General features: G+C 55.2%; 18 protein-coding genes. 12 read left to right on the forward strand and 6 right to left on the reverse strand.

Annotated features, from left to right (window positions below; translation table 11 throughout):
* The first annotated feature begins 43 nt into the window (after positions 1 to 43).
* Positions 44 to 511, forward strand: a complete 468-nt coding sequence (locus tag G5149_RS13505) for a hypothetical protein (RefSeq protein WP_216979440.1) — start codon at positions 44 to 46, stop codon at positions 509 to 511.
* A 124-nt stretch (positions 512 to 635) separates the two neighbouring features.
* A complete protein-coding gene (locus tag G5149_RS13510; RefSeq protein WP_216979441.1) occupies positions 636 to 2,297 on the forward strand; it encodes a hypothetical protein in 1,662 nt (553 codons plus the stop codon).
* Positions 2,298 to 2,433: 136 nt separating this feature from the next.
* Here G5149_RS13510 and G5149_RS13515 read toward each other — a convergent pair whose 3' ends face one another.
* Positions 2,434 to 2,847, reverse strand: a complete 414-nt coding sequence (locus tag G5149_RS13515; protein WP_005343339.1) for a CBS domain-containing protein — start codon at positions 2,845 to 2,847, stop codon at positions 2,434 to 2,436.
* Positions 2,848 to 3,001: 154 nt separating this feature from the next.
* Between G5149_RS13515 and G5149_RS13520 the strand changes: the two genes are divergently transcribed.
* From G5149_RS13520 to G5149_RS13540, 5 genes are all read left to right on the forward strand, one after another.
* On the forward strand, positions 3,002 to 4,912 hold the full coding sequence (locus tag G5149_RS13520; RefSeq protein ID WP_337073507.1) for an ABC transporter ATP-binding protein: 1,911 nt from the start codon (positions 3,002 to 3,004) through the stop codon (positions 4,910 to 4,912).
* The gene (locus G5149_RS13525; RefSeq protein ID WP_337073506.1) at positions 4,905 to 5,366 is read left to right on the forward strand and encodes a DUF2390 domain-containing protein; all 462 of its coding nucleotides are present in this window, start codon (positions 4,905 to 4,907) and stop codon (positions 5,364 to 5,366) included. The genes G5149_RS13520 and G5149_RS13525 overlap by 8 nt, the downstream gene beginning before the upstream one ends.
* Positions 5,360 to 6,214, forward strand: a complete 855-nt coding sequence (locus G5149_RS13530; RefSeq protein WP_302246311.1) for a 23S rRNA (adenine(2030)-N(6))-methyltransferase RlmJ — start codon at positions 5,360 to 5,362, stop codon at positions 6,212 to 6,214. Before G5149_RS13525 ends, G5149_RS13530 begins: the two co-directional genes overlap by 7 nt.
* A 1,516-nt stretch (positions 6,215 to 7,730) precedes the next feature.
* Positions 7,731 to 8,162 (forward strand): hypothetical protein, encoded by a 432-nt coding sequence (locus G5149_RS13535; protein WP_139733651.1) that lies wholly within the window; start codon positions 7,731 to 7,733, stop codon positions 8,160 to 8,162.
* 21 nt (positions 8,163 to 8,183) lie between these two features.
* On the forward strand, positions 8,184 to 8,726 hold the full coding sequence (locus G5149_RS13540; RefSeq protein ID WP_337073505.1) for a hypothetical protein: 543 nt from the start codon (positions 8,184 to 8,186) through the stop codon (positions 8,724 to 8,726).
* Between the two features lie 191 nt (positions 8,727 to 8,917).
* Here the strand turns inward: G5149_RS13540 and G5149_RS13545 are convergent, their stop codons facing one another.
* Complete coding sequence (locus G5149_RS13545) at positions 8,918 to 9,124, reverse strand: hypothetical protein (RefSeq protein ID WP_064335507.1); 207 nt, start codon at positions 9,122 to 9,124, stop codon at positions 8,918 to 8,920.
* A gap of 191 nt (positions 9,125 to 9,315) precedes the next feature.
* Here G5149_RS13545 and G5149_RS13550 point away from each other — a divergent pair, with 191 nt between their 5' ends.
* Positions 9,316 to 9,681 carry a DUF2061 domain-containing protein gene (locus G5149_RS13550; protein WP_069554950.1) on the forward strand — a complete coding sequence of 122 codons (366 nt, stop codon included), beginning with the start codon at positions 9,316 to 9,318 and terminating at the stop codon, positions 9,679 to 9,681.
* 132 nt (positions 9,682 to 9,813) lie between these two features.
* Here the strand turns inward: G5149_RS13550 and G5149_RS13555 are convergent, their stop codons facing one another.
* Positions 9,814 to 10,194: a hypothetical protein gene (locus G5149_RS13555; protein ID WP_421212620.1), complete on the reverse strand. Its 381-nt coding sequence runs from the start codon at positions 10,192 to 10,194 to the stop codon at positions 9,814 to 9,816.
* A 293-nt stretch (positions 10,195 to 10,487) separates the two neighbouring features.
* Here G5149_RS13555 and G5149_RS13560 point away from each other — a divergent pair, with 293 nt between their 5' ends.
* The gene (locus G5149_RS13560; RefSeq protein ID WP_421212621.1) at positions 10,488 to 11,084 is read left to right on the forward strand and encodes an MliC family protein; all 597 of its coding nucleotides are present in this window, start codon (positions 10,488 to 10,490) and stop codon (positions 11,082 to 11,084) included.
* Between the two features lie 38 nt (positions 11,085 to 11,122).
* On the opposite strand, the gene G5149_RS13565 is transcribed toward G5149_RS13560, so the two are convergent.
* The gene (locus G5149_RS13565; protein WP_421212622.1) at positions 11,123 to 12,298 is read right to left on the reverse strand and encodes an aspartyl protease family protein; all 1,176 of its coding nucleotides are present in this window, start codon (positions 12,296 to 12,298) and stop codon (positions 11,123 to 11,125) included.
* A 483-nt stretch (positions 12,299 to 12,781) separates the two neighbouring features.
* Here G5149_RS13565 and G5149_RS13570 point away from each other — a divergent pair, with 483 nt between their 5' ends.
* The 3 genes from G5149_RS13570 (at position 12,782) to G5149_RS13580 (ending at position 15,840) form a co-directional block, all read left to right on the forward strand.
* Positions 12,782 to 13,210 (forward strand): VOC family protein, encoded by a 429-nt coding sequence (locus G5149_RS13570; protein WP_421212623.1) that lies wholly within the window; start codon positions 12,782 to 12,784, stop codon positions 13,208 to 13,210.
* Between the two features lie 295 nt (positions 13,211 to 13,505).
* On the forward strand, positions 13,506 to 14,729 hold the full coding sequence (locus G5149_RS13575) for a hypothetical protein (protein ID WP_421212624.1): 1,224 nt from the start codon (positions 13,506 to 13,508) through the stop codon (positions 14,727 to 14,729).
* Positions 14,730 to 15,018: 289 nt separating this feature from the next.
* Positions 15,019 to 15,840, forward strand: coding sequence for an alpha/beta fold hydrolase (locus tag G5149_RS13580; RefSeq protein WP_421212625.1), 822 nt, complete (start codon positions 15,019 to 15,021; stop codon positions 15,838 to 15,840).
* 62 nt (positions 15,841 to 15,902) lie between these two features.
* Here G5149_RS13580 and eno read toward each other — a convergent pair whose 3' ends face one another.
* Together eno and pyrG are read right to left on the reverse strand one after the other, a co-directional pair.
* Positions 15,903 to 17,204, reverse strand: coding sequence for a phosphopyruvate hydratase (eno, locus tag G5149_RS13585; protein ID WP_421212626.1), 1,302 nt, complete (start codon positions 17,202 to 17,204; stop codon positions 15,903 to 15,905).
* 89 nt (positions 17,205 to 17,293) lie between these two features.
* A complete protein-coding gene (pyrG, locus tag G5149_RS13590; protein WP_005335584.1) occupies positions 17,294 to 18,931 on the reverse strand; it encodes a glutamine hydrolyzing CTP synthase in 1,638 nt (545 codons plus the stop codon).
* Positions 18,932 to 18,936 lie beyond the last annotated feature (5 nt).

Below are 18,936 nucleotides of genomic sequence, written 5' to 3' on the forward strand. Positions count from 1 at the left end.
CGACCTGACCTTCACGCTTCATCGTCATTGCCAAGGAGATGCCGTGCCCCCCATCAGAGCCGCCCTACTGCTTGCCACCCTGTTGCTGGGTGGCTGCGCCTCGTCAACGACCCACCAGCAGCTGGGGGCCGCGCTCAATGGACTGGAAGGGGAGTTGCAACGGCTGGAAGAGGAGCTGGCGGCCATGAACGGCCTGCACTATCAAAAGGCGATCGATGCACCGCTCAGTTTGCGCCGTGCGCTCGGGGCGCCGCAGCCCACGCCAGAGGGGCTGGTGCCGGTGGCCAGCAAGCTGGAAGATGGGCCGATCCTGCGCTATCAATACCGCCTGCCAGCGGGTATGACGAGTCTGCCCCAAAACAACCTCTGCCAGCGCTACGAATTTGAACTGCGCCATCTAGGCCGCCTCGGCAAGCTGGAATTAAGCTGGCAGGGGGAACAGGGGAGTGGCTCACACCAGATCCGTCAAACAGAGTGTGTCTTTCTCACCGAAGCACATAAATCCCGGTAACCGCCTATAATGCCCTTCCTCGTCTCGCGCCGACTACTGTCACTTTTCCTCCCCCGCAGAGTTGTCGCCATGTTCCTCTTGGGTCTAATCTGATCTACTCGTGGAGTATTGAAAGGACGCGTGCATGACGATACTGCTGCTCGAAGAGGATCCACTGCTCCGTAGCGCCATCACCCGGGAACTGACCGAACAGGGTATCCCTGCTGAACGGATCCACCACCACAGCCACCCGGGTCAGGAACGCAGCGGTCTACTCACCCTGCTGCAACAACAGCCATTCGATGCCATTATCTGCCAGCAAAATAGACAACTGGGGCATGACGGCGCCCGCCTGCTGCATGAAGCACACTACCTCGGCCTGCTACAACCCGCCTGCGTACTACTGTTGATGGATGCAGACCAGAACGAGCAGGATTTTCTCCCCTCGGACCTCTACTTCTCCCTCCATCTGCCACTCCCCTTCATGACCGGGGAGCTCACAACTGCGCTCAAGCAGTTGACACAACTGAGCAGGATGACCCACACCCTCGCCCCTCCAACCCTGCTGCGGGAGTGGAAACTGGCGACCGCACTCTGTGAAGACCTGCTCTATCAACGGGACAACCGACCCCTTGCCCCCTGGCTGGATCGGTTCAAGGGTTACCTGCTGCTGCAGTCCAGCGAACAGCTCACTGCCGCCCAGCATTATGCCCTGTGTGCCAACGAGTATCGGGCAAGCTGGCCGAGGGCCGGATTGTTCTACGCCATGTTGGGACTGGGCAAACTGCAGAGTGCCGAAACCGACTTGCAGCGTCATCAAACCATATTGCCGACCGCCACCCGACTGGAGCTGCAACTCGCCAGTCAGTTGCACCAACATCAGTGGCAGGCAGCCTGGGAGACCATGGTGCAGTTGCAACAAGTCCGCCCCCATCAACCCCGCTGGCATCAGCTGGCCATGATGCTGGGACTATTACAGCAAGACGAGAGGAAGGTGCTGGAACAAGCCAGTACCCTGAATCTTCACCATTTCAGTGAACAGCGCGTCCGGCTGGCCATCGACCACTTCATGATCAACGCCATGCTGGCGGTGCTGTGGCATACACCATCCAGCAACCGGATCCGCTCCCTGCAACAGGAGTGGGCCCATCTGAAGCGAACAGTAAACCTGCCCGCGCAGGAGTTCGAGCTGCTGCAGGCACTGATGCAGGGATTGGATTACCGCTTCGACGAGGCGCTGATCCTGATCGCCCACCATCAACCCAGCCAGGCGAGCGAGAACCATCTCACCCTGTTATTGGGCTTTGCCGTCTGTCAGTTTTGTGGCCTGCCCCACCATGCCCAGCGCTATCTGGCGCAGCTGACACACTACCGTGACCGTGTCGCCCCCCACCCCCTGACCCGTCAGCTGTTTCACCATCTGCTAACGGAACTGGGCCAACAGTTGACGGCGCGGGAGCAGCGCCTGACCAGCTTGCGCCAAACCCGTCATCAAGGGATACAAAAAGGTGACTATCAACTGGCACTGCAGGCCGGCTTGCAACTGCTGGAGGAATTTCCCGCCCTGCCCGGCGATGCCTGGCAATTACTGGAGCTGCTACAGCACAGCTGGCCGGCGGGCATGGCGGCCCCCAGGGTTGCGCTGCTGGTCGATACCCTGGAGCGGCGCCTCAAGCACAGCCCTGCGTTTCTGGATCAACATGCCCAGCAGTATCAGCGTACTCTGCACGAGATCCGCACTCACTTGCAGCCGCACCTCTCCGGCAGCGCCCCCGCCAGCCTGGGCAAGGGGCCCCCGGAATCATGATGAGGCTGGCCTGTGCCGCCAGCCACATAAGAGAGAGGGGAGCCTTGGCTCCCCTCTATTCATTTCGTGTAACCTTATGGCCCTCAAGAACGGGCACAAGCAGATACGGTGACAGATGACTGTTAAGTCCCCGGGCTCAGCCCAGCGCGTCACTCTCCAGCGCGACCTTGAGAAAATCTTTCCAGCTGATGATGCCGACCAGAGCGCCATTCTCCAGCACCGGCAGGCAGGAGACCCCCTTCTCCAGCATCAGCTTGACGCCGTCGCGCACGGTGAGATGGGGAGCGATGGTGACGAGCTGACGACTCATGATCTGGTGGGCCCGCTTGTTGAGGGTTTCGGTATCGCGGCTCATCTCGGCTTCGGAGTCGAGATAGGGGCTGATGGCGCGGAACAGATCCCGATCCGAGATGACCCCCACCAGCTCCTCCTCTTCCAGCACCAGCAGATGGCGAAAGTGTGCCTGCTCGAAGATATCCCTGATGACTCGGAGTCGATCATCCATTGAAACGGTGGCGACCCGGGTCGTCATAATATCCCTGATATGCATGCTAACCTCCCGTAACCAAACTGGTTTCTCTGTTATGGCATGTTTTTACGATGCCAGCCAGTGGCAAGCCCCTCACCAAAGTGCAAATCTGCGTCATTTCACGTAAGATCCGCGCCAGTTTTTCTCCTCCATTTTGAGCAAGCAGATCCCACCCATGATAGTTGCCAGTCAAATCGAACTGATCCGCGGCGGCCGCAAGCTGCTGGACAACGCCTCCGCCACCATTCACCCCGGCCACAAAGTGGGTCTGGTGGGCAAAAACGGCTGTGGCAAGTCCACCTTTTTTGCACTGGTACGGGGCGAGCTGGCCATCGACAGCGGCACCTTCAGCCTGCCCGCCGGTTGGCAGATTGCAGGCGTCGCGCAGGAGACCCCAGCGCTGGACTGCTCCGCCCTCGACTACGTGATCGACGGCGACAAGGAGTTCCGCTCGCTGGAGGCCCAGCTGGTGCAAGCCGAGCAGGATGACAATGGCCTGTTGGTGGCCGAGCTGCACGGTCGCCTCGATACCATAGGCGCCTACAGCATTCGCGCCCGCGCCGCCGAACTGCTGCACGGCCTCGGTTTCAGCGACGAGCAGCTCAGCTCGCCGGTGCGCAGCTTCTCCGGTGGCTGGCGCATGCGTCTGAACCTCGCTCAGGCGCTGCTCTGCCGCTCCGATCTGCTGCTGCTCGATGAACCGACCAACCACCTGGATCTCGATGCGGTGATCTGGCTGGAGAAGTGGCTCAAGGGCTATCAGGGCACGCTGGTGCTCATCTCTCACGACCGCGATTTCCTCGATTCTGTCATCAGCCGCATCATCCATATCGAGAACGGCAAGCTCAACGAATACACCGGCGGCTACTCCGACTTCGAACTGCAGCGCGCCGAACATCTGGCCCAGCAGCAGTCGATGTACGAGAAGCAGCAGCGGGAGATGTCCCACATGCAGGCGTATGTGGACCGCTTCCGCTACAAGGCTTCCAAGGCCCGTCAGGCCCAGAGCCGCCTGAAAGCCATGGAGCGGATGGAGAAGCTCCTGCCCGCACACGCCGATTCCGAATTCAGCTTCGAGTTTCGCGAGCCGTCGGCCCTGCCGACCCCGCTCATCGCCATGGAGAACCTCTCTGCCGGTTACGGTGACAAGGTGATCCTGGAGAAGATCAAACTCAATCTGGTACCGGGTTCACGCATCGGTCTGCTCGGTCGCAACGGCGCCGGTAAATCGACCTTTATCAAGATGCTGTCGGGCTCCAACCCGCCGCTCTCCGGCAAGCTCGAAGTGAGCGCCGGGGTGAGCATCGGTTACTTCGCCCAGCATCAGCTGGAGACCCTGCGTCTCGACGATTCCCCGCTCGATCATCTGGCCCGCCTCGCGCCGGACAAGACCGAGCAGGAGCTGCGCAACTATCTGGGCAGCTTCGGTTTTCACGGTGACAAGGCGCTCGACAAGGTGGCCCCCTTCTCCGGCGGTGAAAAAGCGCGGCTGGTGCTGGCGCTGATCACCTGGCAAAAGCCGAACCTCCTGCTGCTCGATGAACCGACCAACCACCTGGATCTGGAGATGCGCCACGCCCTGACCATGGCGCTGCAAGGCTTCGAAGGGGCCATGGTAGTGGTCTCCCACGACCGCCACCTGCTGCGCACCACCACAGATGACTTCTATCTGGTGCACGGTGGCCGGGTCGAGCCGTTCGACGGCGATCTGGACGATTACCACAAGTGGCTCGGCGAGCAGGAGAAAGAGGCCAACGCCAAACCGGCGGATGGCCCCGTCTCGGCCAACTCGGCGGTGGCGCGCAAGGATCAGAAGCGGCGCGAGGCGGAGTTCCGCCAGCAAACCCGTCCGCTGCGCCAGAAGCTGGAAAAGCTCGAAGCGAGCATGGAGAAGCTGCAGGGCAAGCTGGCCGACATCGAGAGCCAGCTGGCCGATCCGGCCATCTACGAGGAGAGCGCCAAGCAGAAGCTCTCCGAGCTGCTCAAGTCCCAAGGCCCCATCAAGGAGGAGCTGGAGAACGTCGAGATGGAGTGGATGAGCCTCTCCGAAGAGCTGGAAACCATGGAGCAGGAATTCCTTGCGTGACGAACAGCTGATGGCCAGCGAGCGGGTCGCGGTCCACGAATTGCCGACGCCGATCGGCTTCTGGCACTGGAGCGGCAAGGTCTATGGTGAGCGCAGCCAAGATTGGCTCACCGTGCAGGAGCAGGGGGGCAACGTCAATCTGGCGCTGCTGCTGCACCGGCTCGATCAGCTCGGCATCGTGGTCGATCTGACCGACCTGCAACCGGCGCTGGTGCAGACCGAAGCGGTGCTGACCCCGTGGCGCGCCCTGCGCCAGAGCGCCAAGGCGCGACTCGACGAGCAGCATTATCAGTCGATGCTGGCCCACGAGCTGGAGCTGGAGCGGCTGCAACAGGGCGTCCTGTTGCAGACCCTGCGCAGCCTCTCCCTGTTTCGCGGCAACAGCCGCAATTTGTTGAACTATCTATCGTTACTGGGTGCCCAGCAGGGCCCCCTCAGAGATCTAATATGCTGAGCTACCGCCACGCCTTTCACGCCGGCAACCATGCCGACGTGCTGAAACACGCCGTTCAGGCCCTGATCATCGAGTCCCTCAAGAAGAAGGAGAAACCCTTCATCGTGCTGGACACCCATGCCGGTGGCGGTCTCTACGACCTGCGCGGCGACTGGTCCCAGAAGAAGGCCGAGTATGCCGACGGCATCGGCCGCCTGTGGGACGAGCGGGCCCAGTGGTCTGCCATGGCCCCCTATCTCGGCGTCATCGAAGAGATGAACAGCGATGGCCAGCTGCACTACTACCCCGGCTCGCCAGAGCTCTCCCGTCGCCTCACCCGCGAGCAGGACAAGCTGGCGCTGATGGAGCTGCACAACAACGAGGTCGAAGATCTGCGCGCCAACATGGGCTATGACCCCCGCGTCGCCGTGCACCACCGTGACGGCTTCGAGGGGCTGATCGCCCTGCTGCCGCCGACCCCGCGCCGCGGGCTGGTGCTGATCGATCCGCCCTATGAGCTCAAAGAAGATTACTTCGCCGTGGTCGACACCCTGAAAAAGGCGCAGAAACGCTGGGCGACCGGCATCTACGCCCTCTGGTATCCGATCCTCGGGCAGGAGGCGGACAAATCCCGCGACATGCTGCGCGCCATCAAGCGGGAAAACTTCGGTAACGTCTTGGTGGCCGAGCTGGAAGTGGCTGGTCAGACTGCCGACTGGGGTATGAACGGCTCAGGCATGCTGATCATCAGCCCGCCCTGGATGCTGGACGAGCAGATTGAAGCCTTCCTGAAACCGCTCTGTGCCAAACTGGCGCAGGGTGCCGGCGCCCAGTACAAGGTGGAGTGGCTCAACAAGGCCGCAGAGTAGGCCCGCACCAGCTCGCTCTGGCGCCCGGCCAAGGCGCCAGCAAGTCGCTCACCCAAGCCGTTCACAGTGGCGGCATGGCCAGCAAAGAGAAGCCCCGTTCAGGGGCTTCTTGTTTTTTACCCGCTACCGCTTTACCCACTAACTCTTTTCCCCACTAACTGTTTTCCTCACCAATGGCAGCACCCGCCCCATCTGCACACCAGATCAGTCGTTATTGACTAATTAGCCGATCCAGATCAGAAATCGGCCATCTGGCCCTTTCCCTCCGCCTGCCCGCCGCTAATATACCCGATTGGCAACAAAGCCTCGTAGGAGTCACCCCATGAGCCATGCCGACCCCATCCCGTTGGTGAAATGCAGCAGACTGGAGGCTGAAATTCAGGGGCGGTAGCCATGCCAGATGGAATGGATAAGCGAGGGTTGCCTACGACCCACTCAACATGGTGACGGCCCCATTTTTATTTCTGACCTGCTCATGCTGGCGTGATCTGGCGGCGCTTGCCAAGAGTGCGCTGAGCACTGATTTTTCACACAGTAGTAACGGTGGTGCAAAAAGAGGAAGTCAAGCGAATACGCCCAGCATGCGAAGAAAGCTGATGACGTTATGATTTAATGGTTGTTTTTACTTGGCGGCAATGAAAATGTTACGGAGTTATATGGAATACTCTGCTAATGGATTAATGCCGCCTTCTATCTAATCACTGTTAGAGCGGAGAAGATTATGATTTATCCATGTAAGGGCCGTGTTTGGTTCTATATAGGCAGCATCTTAGCTTTGGCCTGCCTCGCTACGTTTCTATGGTTTATCTTGCACACTCCGTATAGCAGCATCGGCAATGTCTACACAGTATTTCTTCCCTGCTTTCTTGCTGCGTGCATGCTCAGAATTTATGCGGTCACACCGCTTATGAATCCAAAGCTAGGTGTCCTTATCGTCATTGCGCTATTTCTAGCATCGCAAGTCTTTACGGTTTTCTCTTGGTTTGGGCATTTGCTGCTTGGCTACGTTGTCGGCCACTTTGCCGAGCTTGGCATTTTTGCTTGGGCATATAACAAGTCGCGTCGCCTATATGAGCAACAACCGCTCTAACAAGGCATTCAAGCGGACGGGCTACGCCCGCCGCTTAACTTGAGCGTTATGTGATTTATTGGATGGTCGGCATAAATGAACGAGAATATAGTAGAAATCATAAAGCTAGGAATTCACCTGGATTTGAACGCCTATTGAGCTATGCATTATTGTTCCATACTTGAAACACTATATGAACAAAAGACAATGACTCATAGTTTTAACCGCCCTTATATGGATACTGTCGAACCTACATTGGGGAACTTGGCCTCAAAAGCAGGCTTTGCTTTCTTCAACCAAATCTGGGACACCCACCTTTTTGAGCAAGGCGTAGCAGAGCCCGACCCAAAAGATGGGTGTCCAAGGTCTTTAACAAATCATTCCAACGGACGGCTTTCAGCCGCCGCTGAATTCAAACGTTAGGCATCAACAGAAAAGGAAAACAGGATGTCAGAACGAATAGGCTATGCAGTTTACAGCGAGATAGAGGCTGGTTACTTGGCAACCGCATCTCCGAGTAATTATCTATGGGATCCAGCAGCTGCGATAATCTATGAAACTGCTGCAAAAGCGTGGGCATCAGCCAAACGTAGAGGCGCAGGATATGCTATTGCTGTTGCAATCAATCGTAATGAAAATGGCAATTTTGAGCATGAGCAAATTCCACCTCCCATGAAGGCCCCTCCAGGGAGCTGGATCGTTAAAATCGAAGACCACGGACTTCCCACGGGGCCACTTTACATTACGAGTCTGAGTAAAGATGGCAAACCTCGCGCATCATCAGAAATTCATGAGGCCCGAGGATTCGACCATGAGCAAGCAACCGAAGTGGCATCAAGAATGAAAGGTACGGTTAAAGTAGAGCAAATAGCCTCATGACCGAAATGCGTTGAAATGTGCATGATCGAGGAAAAAATGAAGAACCAGATACCGGTAGTTGCCAGTGCATTTTTGATAGCTGCTTGCCAATCCAACCCTTCCCAGAACACACCTGCATCGGGAATTGAGTTCGCACATGACAAATTCAGCGTTCTCATGGTTTCGGTTGATGACACATTTGATTTTCCGAGAGGTAAGTTTTTCCGCTCCTCCTATGCTATCCAGGAAAAATTAACGGTCAAATTGCCTGGTGTTGTGGGCATCTATGCTGACTTCTTCGACCACTGCCTGAATACCGGCAATAAACCGCAGATTATCGATGGCATCGCGCTAGTCTGCCGATCTGATCAGGTCAATCTTTATGCCGTTATCGCTGTAGAGGCTGGCAGGACAGCGTGGCTGCAAGTCGTAGAACCGAGTGACATGAGTTTACAGATAAGTGCACAAGAGCTTGCTGACTATGCCATGAATAATTTTGCCAATTATGTTGAGGCTGATGTGAGCAGTACCAAGCGGCTGCTTGGCACCAGCTCTCTTTACAAAAACGTTCCCAATTGGCCGTAACAAAGTAACGGGAGTATAAGAAATGCAGCAAATCTGGGACACCCACCTTTTTGAGCAAGGCGTAGCATAGCCCGAACCCAAAAGATGGGTGTCCAAGGTCTTCTGCTCACCGAGTTCAAATGCAAAAGCCCCATCACGGGGCTTTTGCTATTGGTGCGGCCGGTGTGTAAGGCAACCTGAACCTGCACACCCTATGAACGGGTGGGTAGATCCTGTTTCAGCGCAACCAGCAACAGGGCCAGCAGGCCAAAGGGCGGAAACAGACAGAGCAGGGAGCAGATAAGGGTGATCAGCGCCGGATGCTCGCTCTTGCGGCGCGCCAGTCGCCAGGCGATGAGGCCGACGATGACCATCAGCAACGCAATGAACTGGCCAAGCAGGGTGGCATTGATATTCATGAAAGATCCTTTTTCATGGGCAAGTGTGAAGAACCTGTACTTTATCGCCTTGGTTGCGATTGGCAACCGCTGAACCACACCGGCCACTCGCCCGTTGATAGGTTCTCTCTATTTTGGTAATAGATGAGAATAGTTTTCATTTAATCTCGTTTCGGCGGATACTCTCATCATCAACAGAGGGAGCCGCCATCATGAAAAAGACCATCAGCTTTGCCATCCTGCACTTCGGTGTCGCCTTTACCGTGGCCTACCTGCTGACCGGTGAGCTGCTGACCGCCAGCCTGATCGCCCTGATCGAGCCCGCCGTCAACACGATCGCTTTCTACTTTCATGACCTTGGCTGGCACAAGCTCAAACCAAATCACAGCCTGCAGGCCAAGACCAGCAGCTTCGCGGTGGTCCACTTCTCGGTGGCCTTCGGGGTGGCCTTCCTGCTGAGCGGCGAGCTGCTCACCGGCGGCGTGATGGCGATGATCGAACCGGCCATCAACACCGTGGTGTTCTTCTTCCACGAGCGGCTGTGGCGCGCCCGCAGTCAGCAACTGGCGCTGGCCTGATCAACCGGGCAACCCGCCTCCCCCCTTTATCGCGGCCACAAAAAACCCGACATTCCGGCCAGGAGTGTCGGTTTTTTCACATCAGCAAAGATCTGTATCTGGATGCATCACCCGATGCCCCATCCATAACGATCAGGCTTTCTTGCAGATGGGGTCAACGATAAAGGCATTCTGATCAAACTTCTGCCAGGCTCCGGTGCCGACCCCATCGACCACCAGAATGGAGACCACGCCGAAATCGACAAAGATCCCGAGCAGAGTGGTGGCATCGAACGACTTTGAGACCGGCACTGTCACCGAGTAGCAATCTGCACGCCTGACCGTGATGGTGTAATTCTCTTTCTTCTTGAACGAGGTGATCACATTGCCGTGGCCCAGCAGCATATCGTTGACGTAGATCTCCGCATCGGGATCCTTACTGCGAATGGAAACCTGCTGACTTGTGCCGTTAAACATGGCCGCACAACCGGACAGCATGATGGCCAGCAAGGCCCCCATCATCAACCTGAACATAGCTAACCTTCTTGTTATTAAGAAAAGGCCGCAAATCTAGCACGCCTCTAGAACAGGAGTGAAAGTACAATGCTGCAGGCCTGTCTGAATGCTCAAAATAGCGACCACTGCTGACCGGTTTTCAAACAAGCTGGCCTCATCCAGCAACAGTTCTCTTCCCCACTGGAGTAGCGCGGCAAAACCGGTCGCCAGCACACGCTGCAGAGCAAAATGCGCTCGGCTCCCCTGCTGCATTGCCCTGTAGAGTGTGCTGTAGTAGGCAGATATGCCCTCTTCATTGCAGGAATCTATCGATGAACAAGACCTTGCTTGCCACCCTGCTGTTTGCCCCTCTGCTGGCCTGTGCCGCAACCCCCTCCTTTGACTGCACCAAAGCCTTCGGGTCGGTCGAAACCCTGATCTGCAAGGATGCCGGACTGGCCGCCCTTGATAACGAACTGGCGGCCCTCTATCCCAAGGCGATTGCTGCGCTCTCTCCCGAGCAGCTCAAGACCGAGCGCGCCATGCAGCGCGGCTGGATCAAGGGTCGCAACGACTGCTGGAAGGGGCAGGATCTGCGCCAGTGTGTGGAGGATAACTACCTGCTGCGGATCACCGAACTGCAGATCAGCGGCGGCCAGCTGATGGTGCCGGCACCGGTCAACTACCAGTGCGGCAAGAACGTCACTCTCTCCACCTACTTCTATAACGATGCCAAGCTGCCCGCCGCGGTGATCAACCTGAGCGAGGGCGACAAGCAGCAACAAGTGCTCGCCTATGAAGCCCCCAGCGCCAGTGGCGCCCGTTATGAAGGGCAAAACCTCACCTTCTTCACCAAGGGGGACGACGCCACGCTGGAGCGTTACGGCCAGCCAACCCTCACCTGCATGGAAAATCCGACCAAGGGCTGAGGCTCATGGGGGCGGCTCGTCTTGCCGCCCCACCTTGACTAGATGGCGATATCCAGCGGTTTTCCTTCCCGCACAATCCGCAACTTGAGCGACCCCGGCTTGCCGGTGCTGAGCAGTTCACGCACCTTGTCGATCTCGAGGGGACGGTAAGCCACCCCGTTGATCTGTTCCAGAATGTCGCCGTTGGCCAGACCATAGGGGGCGAGATCCCGTTCGTCGCTGTAGTAGACCTGCAGATGCTCGCCATCAAAACGCACCCCGATATTGCGCAGGATTGGCGGCACTTTGCGCGCCAGGCTGTCGGCGTCGTAGCAGAGCATCATCCGCCCGGGCATGATCGCAAAGCGATTGAAGCGGTTAACAAAATCCAGCCCCAGACCATACTGCTCATTGCTGTTTTCCGACACGCGCAGCTCACCGAGCTGGCGCTCATCAAAGTGCAGGCCGGTGAGGATATGTTCACGCCCCTCCACCATACCGCTGGCGTCCACCCCTTTGCGTGGCATCGCATCTTCGCCAGAGATCGCCTTCTGGCTCGCCATAAAGTCGATAAAGGCATGGTCGGCATAGCTCTGATCGGCCCCGGTATCCAGATACATGCGCACGCTGCTCTCGCCATGGGTCAGATAGACTGCCGGGGAGCGGTTGTAGCTATCTTCATAGCCGATGCAACGCTCGAACGTAGCTGCCGACGGTGCCGTCAGCGAAGCCGTGAGCTGATGCTTGTCGCGATCAAACTCCCAGTTGAAACGGCGGATGGTGTCGATCCCGAGGATGCCATCGATACGGCTGCCGAGAGACTGGGAGAAAAGATCGAAATCAATAGTTGCCCACAGCTCGCTGTCATCAATGGTGACCGACCCCACCGAGAAGGGCTGCGGCTCAACAAAACCAAGCTGCTCGCTGCCCAGTTGGCTCGAAACGCTGTTCACAGTGGCAAAATCAGCCTGATAGGCCCTGGGCAATTCGCTTAAGGACAGCGCCTTGAAGCGGCTGGCCAGACGACGATCGATAAAGGTGATACTGGCCCCGGTATCGAGCAAAAACTGGTACTGCTCACCGGCGATGGTGACGGGGATCAGGGGGGCACTTTCGTAATGCACTGTCAGCACCGGGCCGGGTGCATTGCGTTTGGCGGATGAATCCGGGGCTGTGCAGCCTTGGACGACGAACAGGGCCAACATGGCCAGCGCCACTTTTAACTGCGACTTCATAACTCTCCTTTCCGATAGCAGATGCCCCCCGCAACGCCACCACATAATGCTATCTTGTTGATTTATAGATAAATAAGCTATTTGGGCGGGGAATGCGGACAATAACAAAGAGTTTTATGCTGGTTCAAGCCGGATATGACCATGAATATTCTATGGTGATAGTTCAAGAATGGTTGTTCACGCTATGTCGGCGCGTCATCAATCGTTGGCGAGATTTGATTAATTTATTGATCTTGCACAGAAATTCTCAATATTGAGCTTTCTCTCCACAGCGCCATGGTTAATATTGCCATTTGGCAACACTTGCCTCGTCGGAGTCTCCCATGAGCCATGCCAACCCCATCCCGTTGGTGAAACGCAGCAGACTGGAGGCTGAAATTCAGGGGCGGTAGCCATGCCATATCTCGCCCGGTCCCTTTTTGATCCAAACAAACTGACCGGCAAGCCGCTGACTCATCCACAACATGCAAATCAAGGTGGTGTATGGAAACACAAACCCTGCATCGTGGTCGCTTGATCGACCATATCCAGCTGGTGGTCAAAGATTTGGTAGCCAGCCAGCGCTTTTATACGGCCATTCTCACCACCCTCGATATTCCGCTGGGCGGCACAGGTGAGGGCTACTTCTGGGCAGACGAACTGTTTGTCACCTCTGTCGATAGCCCCGCCGCGCTGGGGGCACTGACCGGTCGCCATCATCTCGCCTTTCAGGCGCAAGACTGCGCCATGGTGGATCGCTTTTATCAGGCCGCATTAGCTAACGGCGGCAAAGACAACGGCGCCCCCGGCGAGCGTAATTATCACCCCGGCTATTACGCAGCCTTTGTCCTCGATCCGGATGGCAATAATATCGAAGCGGTTTATCACGGAGAGGCAAAGCGTAGTATGGGGTCAGTAGAAATTCGATTTTAAAAAATAATGACGTACCAGTGAGGTAACCTCGTTATAGCACAACGAGGTTACATCGCCTCGCTAAAAATATTCACACTTTGGTTTTACATTACTGTTTTTACCGTGGTGAAGGTAATGTAAAAAGAGGACGTTATACGAATATGGATAGCCACTGAGTCAAGCTAACCGTATACCCACTTTAGATACCCCTTCCGAGACAGAAATTAAATTGGTACAGATTTATACGGAATGCGTCATTATCAGCTTAGTACCATTGGCGATCTAGTTATTATTGATTACTTGAGAGAGCATATTAATGAAAGCATGGGAACGAAGATTAAAAGACCTATCTCATATACTTGTAAGCTGTGAGAGGACATATTTCGAACCAGAGTTATTTAGAATGAATTTAAACCAGTTCTTACAAACAGCGAGAACAGTCACTTTCATTATACAAAAAAATAAAAATGATATACCAAACTTTACTAGTTGGTATGACGATGCAGTTATTAAAAATTGGAACAATGATGTTCTTATGACTTGGGCCAAAGACTCAAGAAATAAGATTGAAAAAGAAGGTGATTTAGAATTACATAGTAAATTATCCACTACTTTATTGTTTTTATATGATGAAAAACATGACATTCATTTAGAATGCGGTAGAAATGAACTAATTAATTATAATGTTAAAAAGTTAATACGCCTTGCACAAAAAAAACTTCCCACCGGGTTTATGGATTCAGCCTCGATAAAGATTGAACGTCGCTGGGTTGCAAATGAACTTCCTGAATGGGAACTCCTTAACGCAATAATTTATATATATGGTAAGATACATACTTGCTGCGTTAGTTTATCCCAACATTTAAACAGTCACTTTGATGATAGCATTGCTTCTCCTTCTCAATTCACTTCATCACGAATCAACACCGTTAAGACTAACTACGTCAAATTATCTGACTTACATTTATCTTCAATAAAAATATCAACCTTAAATATAAATGACGAGATAAAGCCACCTGAGGACTTCATAAATATATTTAAATGCTCTGAAAAACCAAACTCTTTAAAAAACCTTGTAGAATTTCACGGCGAACTAGCAAAATCATTATTCAATAATGATGGTTATCACATAGCTATAATTTTCTTTTATGATGATAATTTCAATTTGATTCATGCGTTGTCAACAACATTCAATGACCAAGCAGACAAGATAATATTTTGGCGACAAGTGGCAGAATTAATACCCCAGTTTAATATTCATGAAGTGATTTTTGTTTCTGAAGCATGGCAGAGAATGCCAAGTTACGACCTAACCACCCCCATAAAAAACATGCCGATAACTGGTGAATCACTTAACATTTTTGGTTTGGACATAAACAAAAATTGCATTGTTAAAGTTTATGAAATAATAAGAGATAATGACACGGCATTAATAAATGAAAAACCCTCAGTGGTGGGGGGAGTAAAAGATGGCATACCTAATTATTTTATCCCCGTTATCACTATGTTTGATAAATTGTCAAAGATGAAAAAAGACTAACAGAAAACTAGCCCGCAAGTTCGAATAGCGAAGCGGATTCGGACAATTGCGAATATCCCCGCCAATACATCACCAAGGATCGGAAGATCTCCTTGCGGGGTCGATATCGACCATCTGGGCATGACCCAAGGCTCGTCGGTGCCACTATAAGCTGGATTTATGGGTTTTCCGATAATGACCCAACTTTTGCTTATAGTGGCTAGCGCCAGCCTGAAAGAGGCTACTTACCGGCCGCAGGGCGCTTGTCATATACTCCTCCGCTCTTATGACACGCCGGGGAGGCGTTGATATGCAATCACAGACTCACACTTTTATCGTCAATGGCAGCGCGCAGCCCTGCCTGCAGGCGGGCAGCGGCGAGCCGCTGTTGCTGATCCATGGCGCGCTGGCCAACCACACCCTCTGGCTCGAACATATCGAGCAGCTCTCGCAGCACTACACCGTCTATGCCCCCACCCTGCGCCACTTTGGCGAGGCGGGCAGAGAGGGGCCGTTTGGCCTTGAGACCCATGCCGGCGATCTGCTTGCCCTGCTGGAGCAGTTGCCGTGCGGGCCAGTGCATCTGGCGGGCTGGTCATACGGGGCGGATGTCGCCCTGACCGCCGCCCTGATGGCGCCCGAACGGTTTCGCTCACTCTGTCTGGTGGAGCCGGGTTGCCCCGGCGCCCTCGATGAGCAGGGTCTTGCCGCCTTTATGGCCGATGCAGGCGCCATGTTCGGCCCGCTGTTTGCACAGGTGCAGGAGGGCAAGTTGCCACAGGCTGTCGCCAGTTTGATCGATGGCTCGGGTGGCCGCGGCGGCTATTTTGCCAGCCAGCCCGTCAAGTGGCAGCAGGCGCAGTTGGCAGAAGCCGATAGCCTGCCCAAACAATTGAGCCAGAGCGAGCGACCAGATTGGTCACCCGGGCGCCTTGCCATGCTCAACATGCCCACCTGCATCGTGCAGGGCGCAGATACCAGAGCGCTGTTTGCGCTGGTCTGTGAGGCTATTGGCAACGCCATTCCCGTCTGCGAGCGCTTGCAGGTGCAACACGCCGGGCACCTCTACCCCATCGAGCAGCCCGCGCTGTTTGTGCAGCATCTGCAACGCTGGCTCGAACAGCAGGCATAAAAAAACCGGAACCCAAGGGTTCCGGTTTTTTTCATTCCAGTCGAAGCTGGCAAACCAGCAAATTAAGCCTGGTTTTTAACTTCTTTCAGACCGCGGAAAGGAGCTTTGGCACCCAGAGCTTCTTCGATACGGATCAGCTGGTTGTACTTGGCAACACGGTCAGAACGGCTCATGGAACCGGTCTTGATCTGGCCAGCAGCGGTACCAACAGCCAGGTCGGCGATGGTCGCGTCTTCGGTCTCACCGGAACGGTGGGAGATGACGGCAGTGTAGCCAGCGTCTTTGGCCATCTTGATGGCAGCCAGAGTTTCGGTCAGAGAACCGATCTGGTTGAACTTGATCAGGATGGAGTTGGCGATGCCGTTGTCGATACCGCGCTTCAGGATCTTGGTGTTGGTTACGAACAGGTCGTCACCCACGATCTGGATTTTCTTGCCCAGTTCAGCAGTCTGGTAGGCGAAACCTTCCCAGTCAGATTCGTCCAGGCCATCTTCGATGGAGACGATCGGGAACTTGGTGGTCAGGTCAGCCAGGAAGTCGGAGAAACCGTTGGAGGTGAAGACACGGCCTTCGCCTTTCAGGTTGTACTCTTTCTTCTCTGCGTCGTAGAACTCGGAAGCAGCGCAGTCCATAGCCAGGGTGATGTCGGTGCCCAGTTTGTAACCGGCAGCGGCAACGGCTTCAGCGATAACTTCCAGCGCTTCGGCGTTGGATTTCAGGTTCGGAGCGAAACCACCTTCGTCACCAACTGCAGTGTTGTAGCCCTTGGACTTCAGCACTTTGGCCAGGTTGTGGAACACTTCTGCGCCCATGCGAACGGCTTCTTTCAGGGTCTTGGCGCCAACCGGCTGGATCATGAACTCCTGGATGTCGACGTTGTTGTCGGCGTGCTCACCACCGTTGATGATGTTCATCATCGGCAGCGGCATGGAGTAAACACCCGGGGTGCCGTTCAGCTCGGCGATGTGGGCGTACAGCGGCATGCCTTTGGCAGCAGCGGCAGCTTTGGCGTTAGCCAGGGAAACAGCCAGGATGGCGTTGGCGCCGAACTTGGATTTGTTCTCGGTACCGTCGAGGTCGATCATGATCTGGTCGACAGTGGCCTGGTCCTTGGCATCTTTACCCAGCAGAGCTTGAGCGATCGGGCCGTTTACGGCTTCGATGGCTTTCAGCACACCTTTACCCAGGAAACGGCCCTTGTCGCCGTCACGCAGTTCCAGCGCTTCGCGGGAACCGGTGGACGCGCCAGACGGAGCGGCTGCCATACCAACAAAACCACCTTCCAGGTGAACTTCGGCCTCAACGGTCGGGTTACCACGGGAGTCGATGATTTCACGACCGATCACTTTAACGATCTTGGACATGTGTATTTCCTCAGGTTTCGTAAAAAAACAACAAAAATATGCCAAAAAAAGCGGCTGTGGCACAGTGCCCCAACCGCATTTATTTTCAATTACTTCAAATTACGCTTCTGATACTCGCCTGCCGCCTTCACAAAACCGGCGAACAGAGCGTGGCCATCACGAGGAGTAGAGGTGAACTCCGGGTGGAACTGCGCAGCCACGAACCAGGGGTGATCCGGGATCTCGATGATTTCCACCAACTTCTTGTCAGCGGAGAGACCGGTCACTTTCAGACCTGCCGCTTCAATCTGCGGCAGCAGCTTGTTGTTTACTTCGTAACGGTGACGGTGACGCTCGTAAATGGTCGGGCTGCCGTACATCTGACGCACTTTGGAATCTTCGACCAGGTGGCAGAGCTGGGAACCCAGACGCATGGTACCGCCCAGATCAGACTTCTCGGTACGGGTCTCGACGTTGCCCTCTTCATCCACCCACTCGGTGATGAGGCCGACGACCGGATACGCGCAATCTTTCTTGAATTCGGAGGAGTGAGCCCCTTCCATACCCGCTACGTTGCGAGCGAATTCGATCATGGCAACCTGCATGCCGAGGCAGATACCCAGGTAGGGGATCTTGTTCTCGCGGGCATACTGGGCAGCCAGAATTTTGCCTTCCACACCACGCTCACCGAAGCCACCCGGCACCAGGATCGCGTCCAGACCTTCCAGCAGCTCGGCGCCACGGGTCTCGATATCCTGAGAGTCGATGTACTTGATGTTGACGGAGTGACGGGTCTTGAGACCACCGTGCTTGAGCGCCTCGTTGACGGACTTGTAAGCGTCCGGCAGGGAGACGTACTTGCCGACCATACCGATGGTTACTTCACCAGTCGGGTTGGCCTCTTCATAGATAACCTGTTCCCACTCGGACAAGTCAGCTTCTTTGCACTCCAGACCGAAACGCTCGGTGAAGTAGGAGTCCAGATTCTGGGATTTCAGCAGTGCCGGGATCTTGTAGATGGAGTCGACGTCTTTCATGGAGATGACGGCGCGCTCGGGCACGTTGCAGAACAGGGCGATCTTGGCGCGCTCGTTGGCCGGAATGGCACGGTCGGAGCGGCAGATCAGCACATCCGGCTGGATACCGATGGAGAGCAGCTCTTTAACGGAGTGCTGGGTCGGCTTGGTCTTCACTTCACCGGCAGCAGCCAGGTAAGGAACCAGCGTCAGGTGCATGAACATGGCGTTGTTGCGGCCCACTTCGGCAGCCAGCTGACGAATGGCTTCGAGGAACGGCAGGGACTCGATGTCACCTACGGTACCGCCCACTTCGACGATGGCAACCTGATGGCCTTCGGCACCGGCAATCACCCGCTCTTTGATGGCGTTGGTGATGTGCGGGATAACCTGAATGGTGGCGCCCAGATAGTCACCACGACGCTCTTTACGCAGTACGTCGGCGTAGATACGGCCAGTGGTAAAGTTGTTGCGACGGGTCATCTTGGTGCGGATGAAACGCTCGTAGTGGCCCAAATCCAGATCGGTTTCGGCCCCGTCCTCGGTTACGAACACTTCACCATGCTGGGTCGGGCTCATGGTGCCCGGATCCACGTTGATGTACGGGTCCAGTTTCATGATGGTCACATCCAGACCACGGGCTTCCAGAATGGCTGCCAGAGAAGCTGCGGCAATGCCTTTGCCGAGGGATGAAACAACGCCACCAGTAACAAAAATATATTTGGTCGTCATGCTGA

This window comes from Aeromonas sp. 600479, assembly GCF_049175515.1.
In the GTDB taxonomy this organism is placed as follows: Bacteria; Pseudomonadota; Gammaproteobacteria; order Enterobacterales; family Aeromonadaceae; genus Aeromonas; species Aeromonas veronii_A.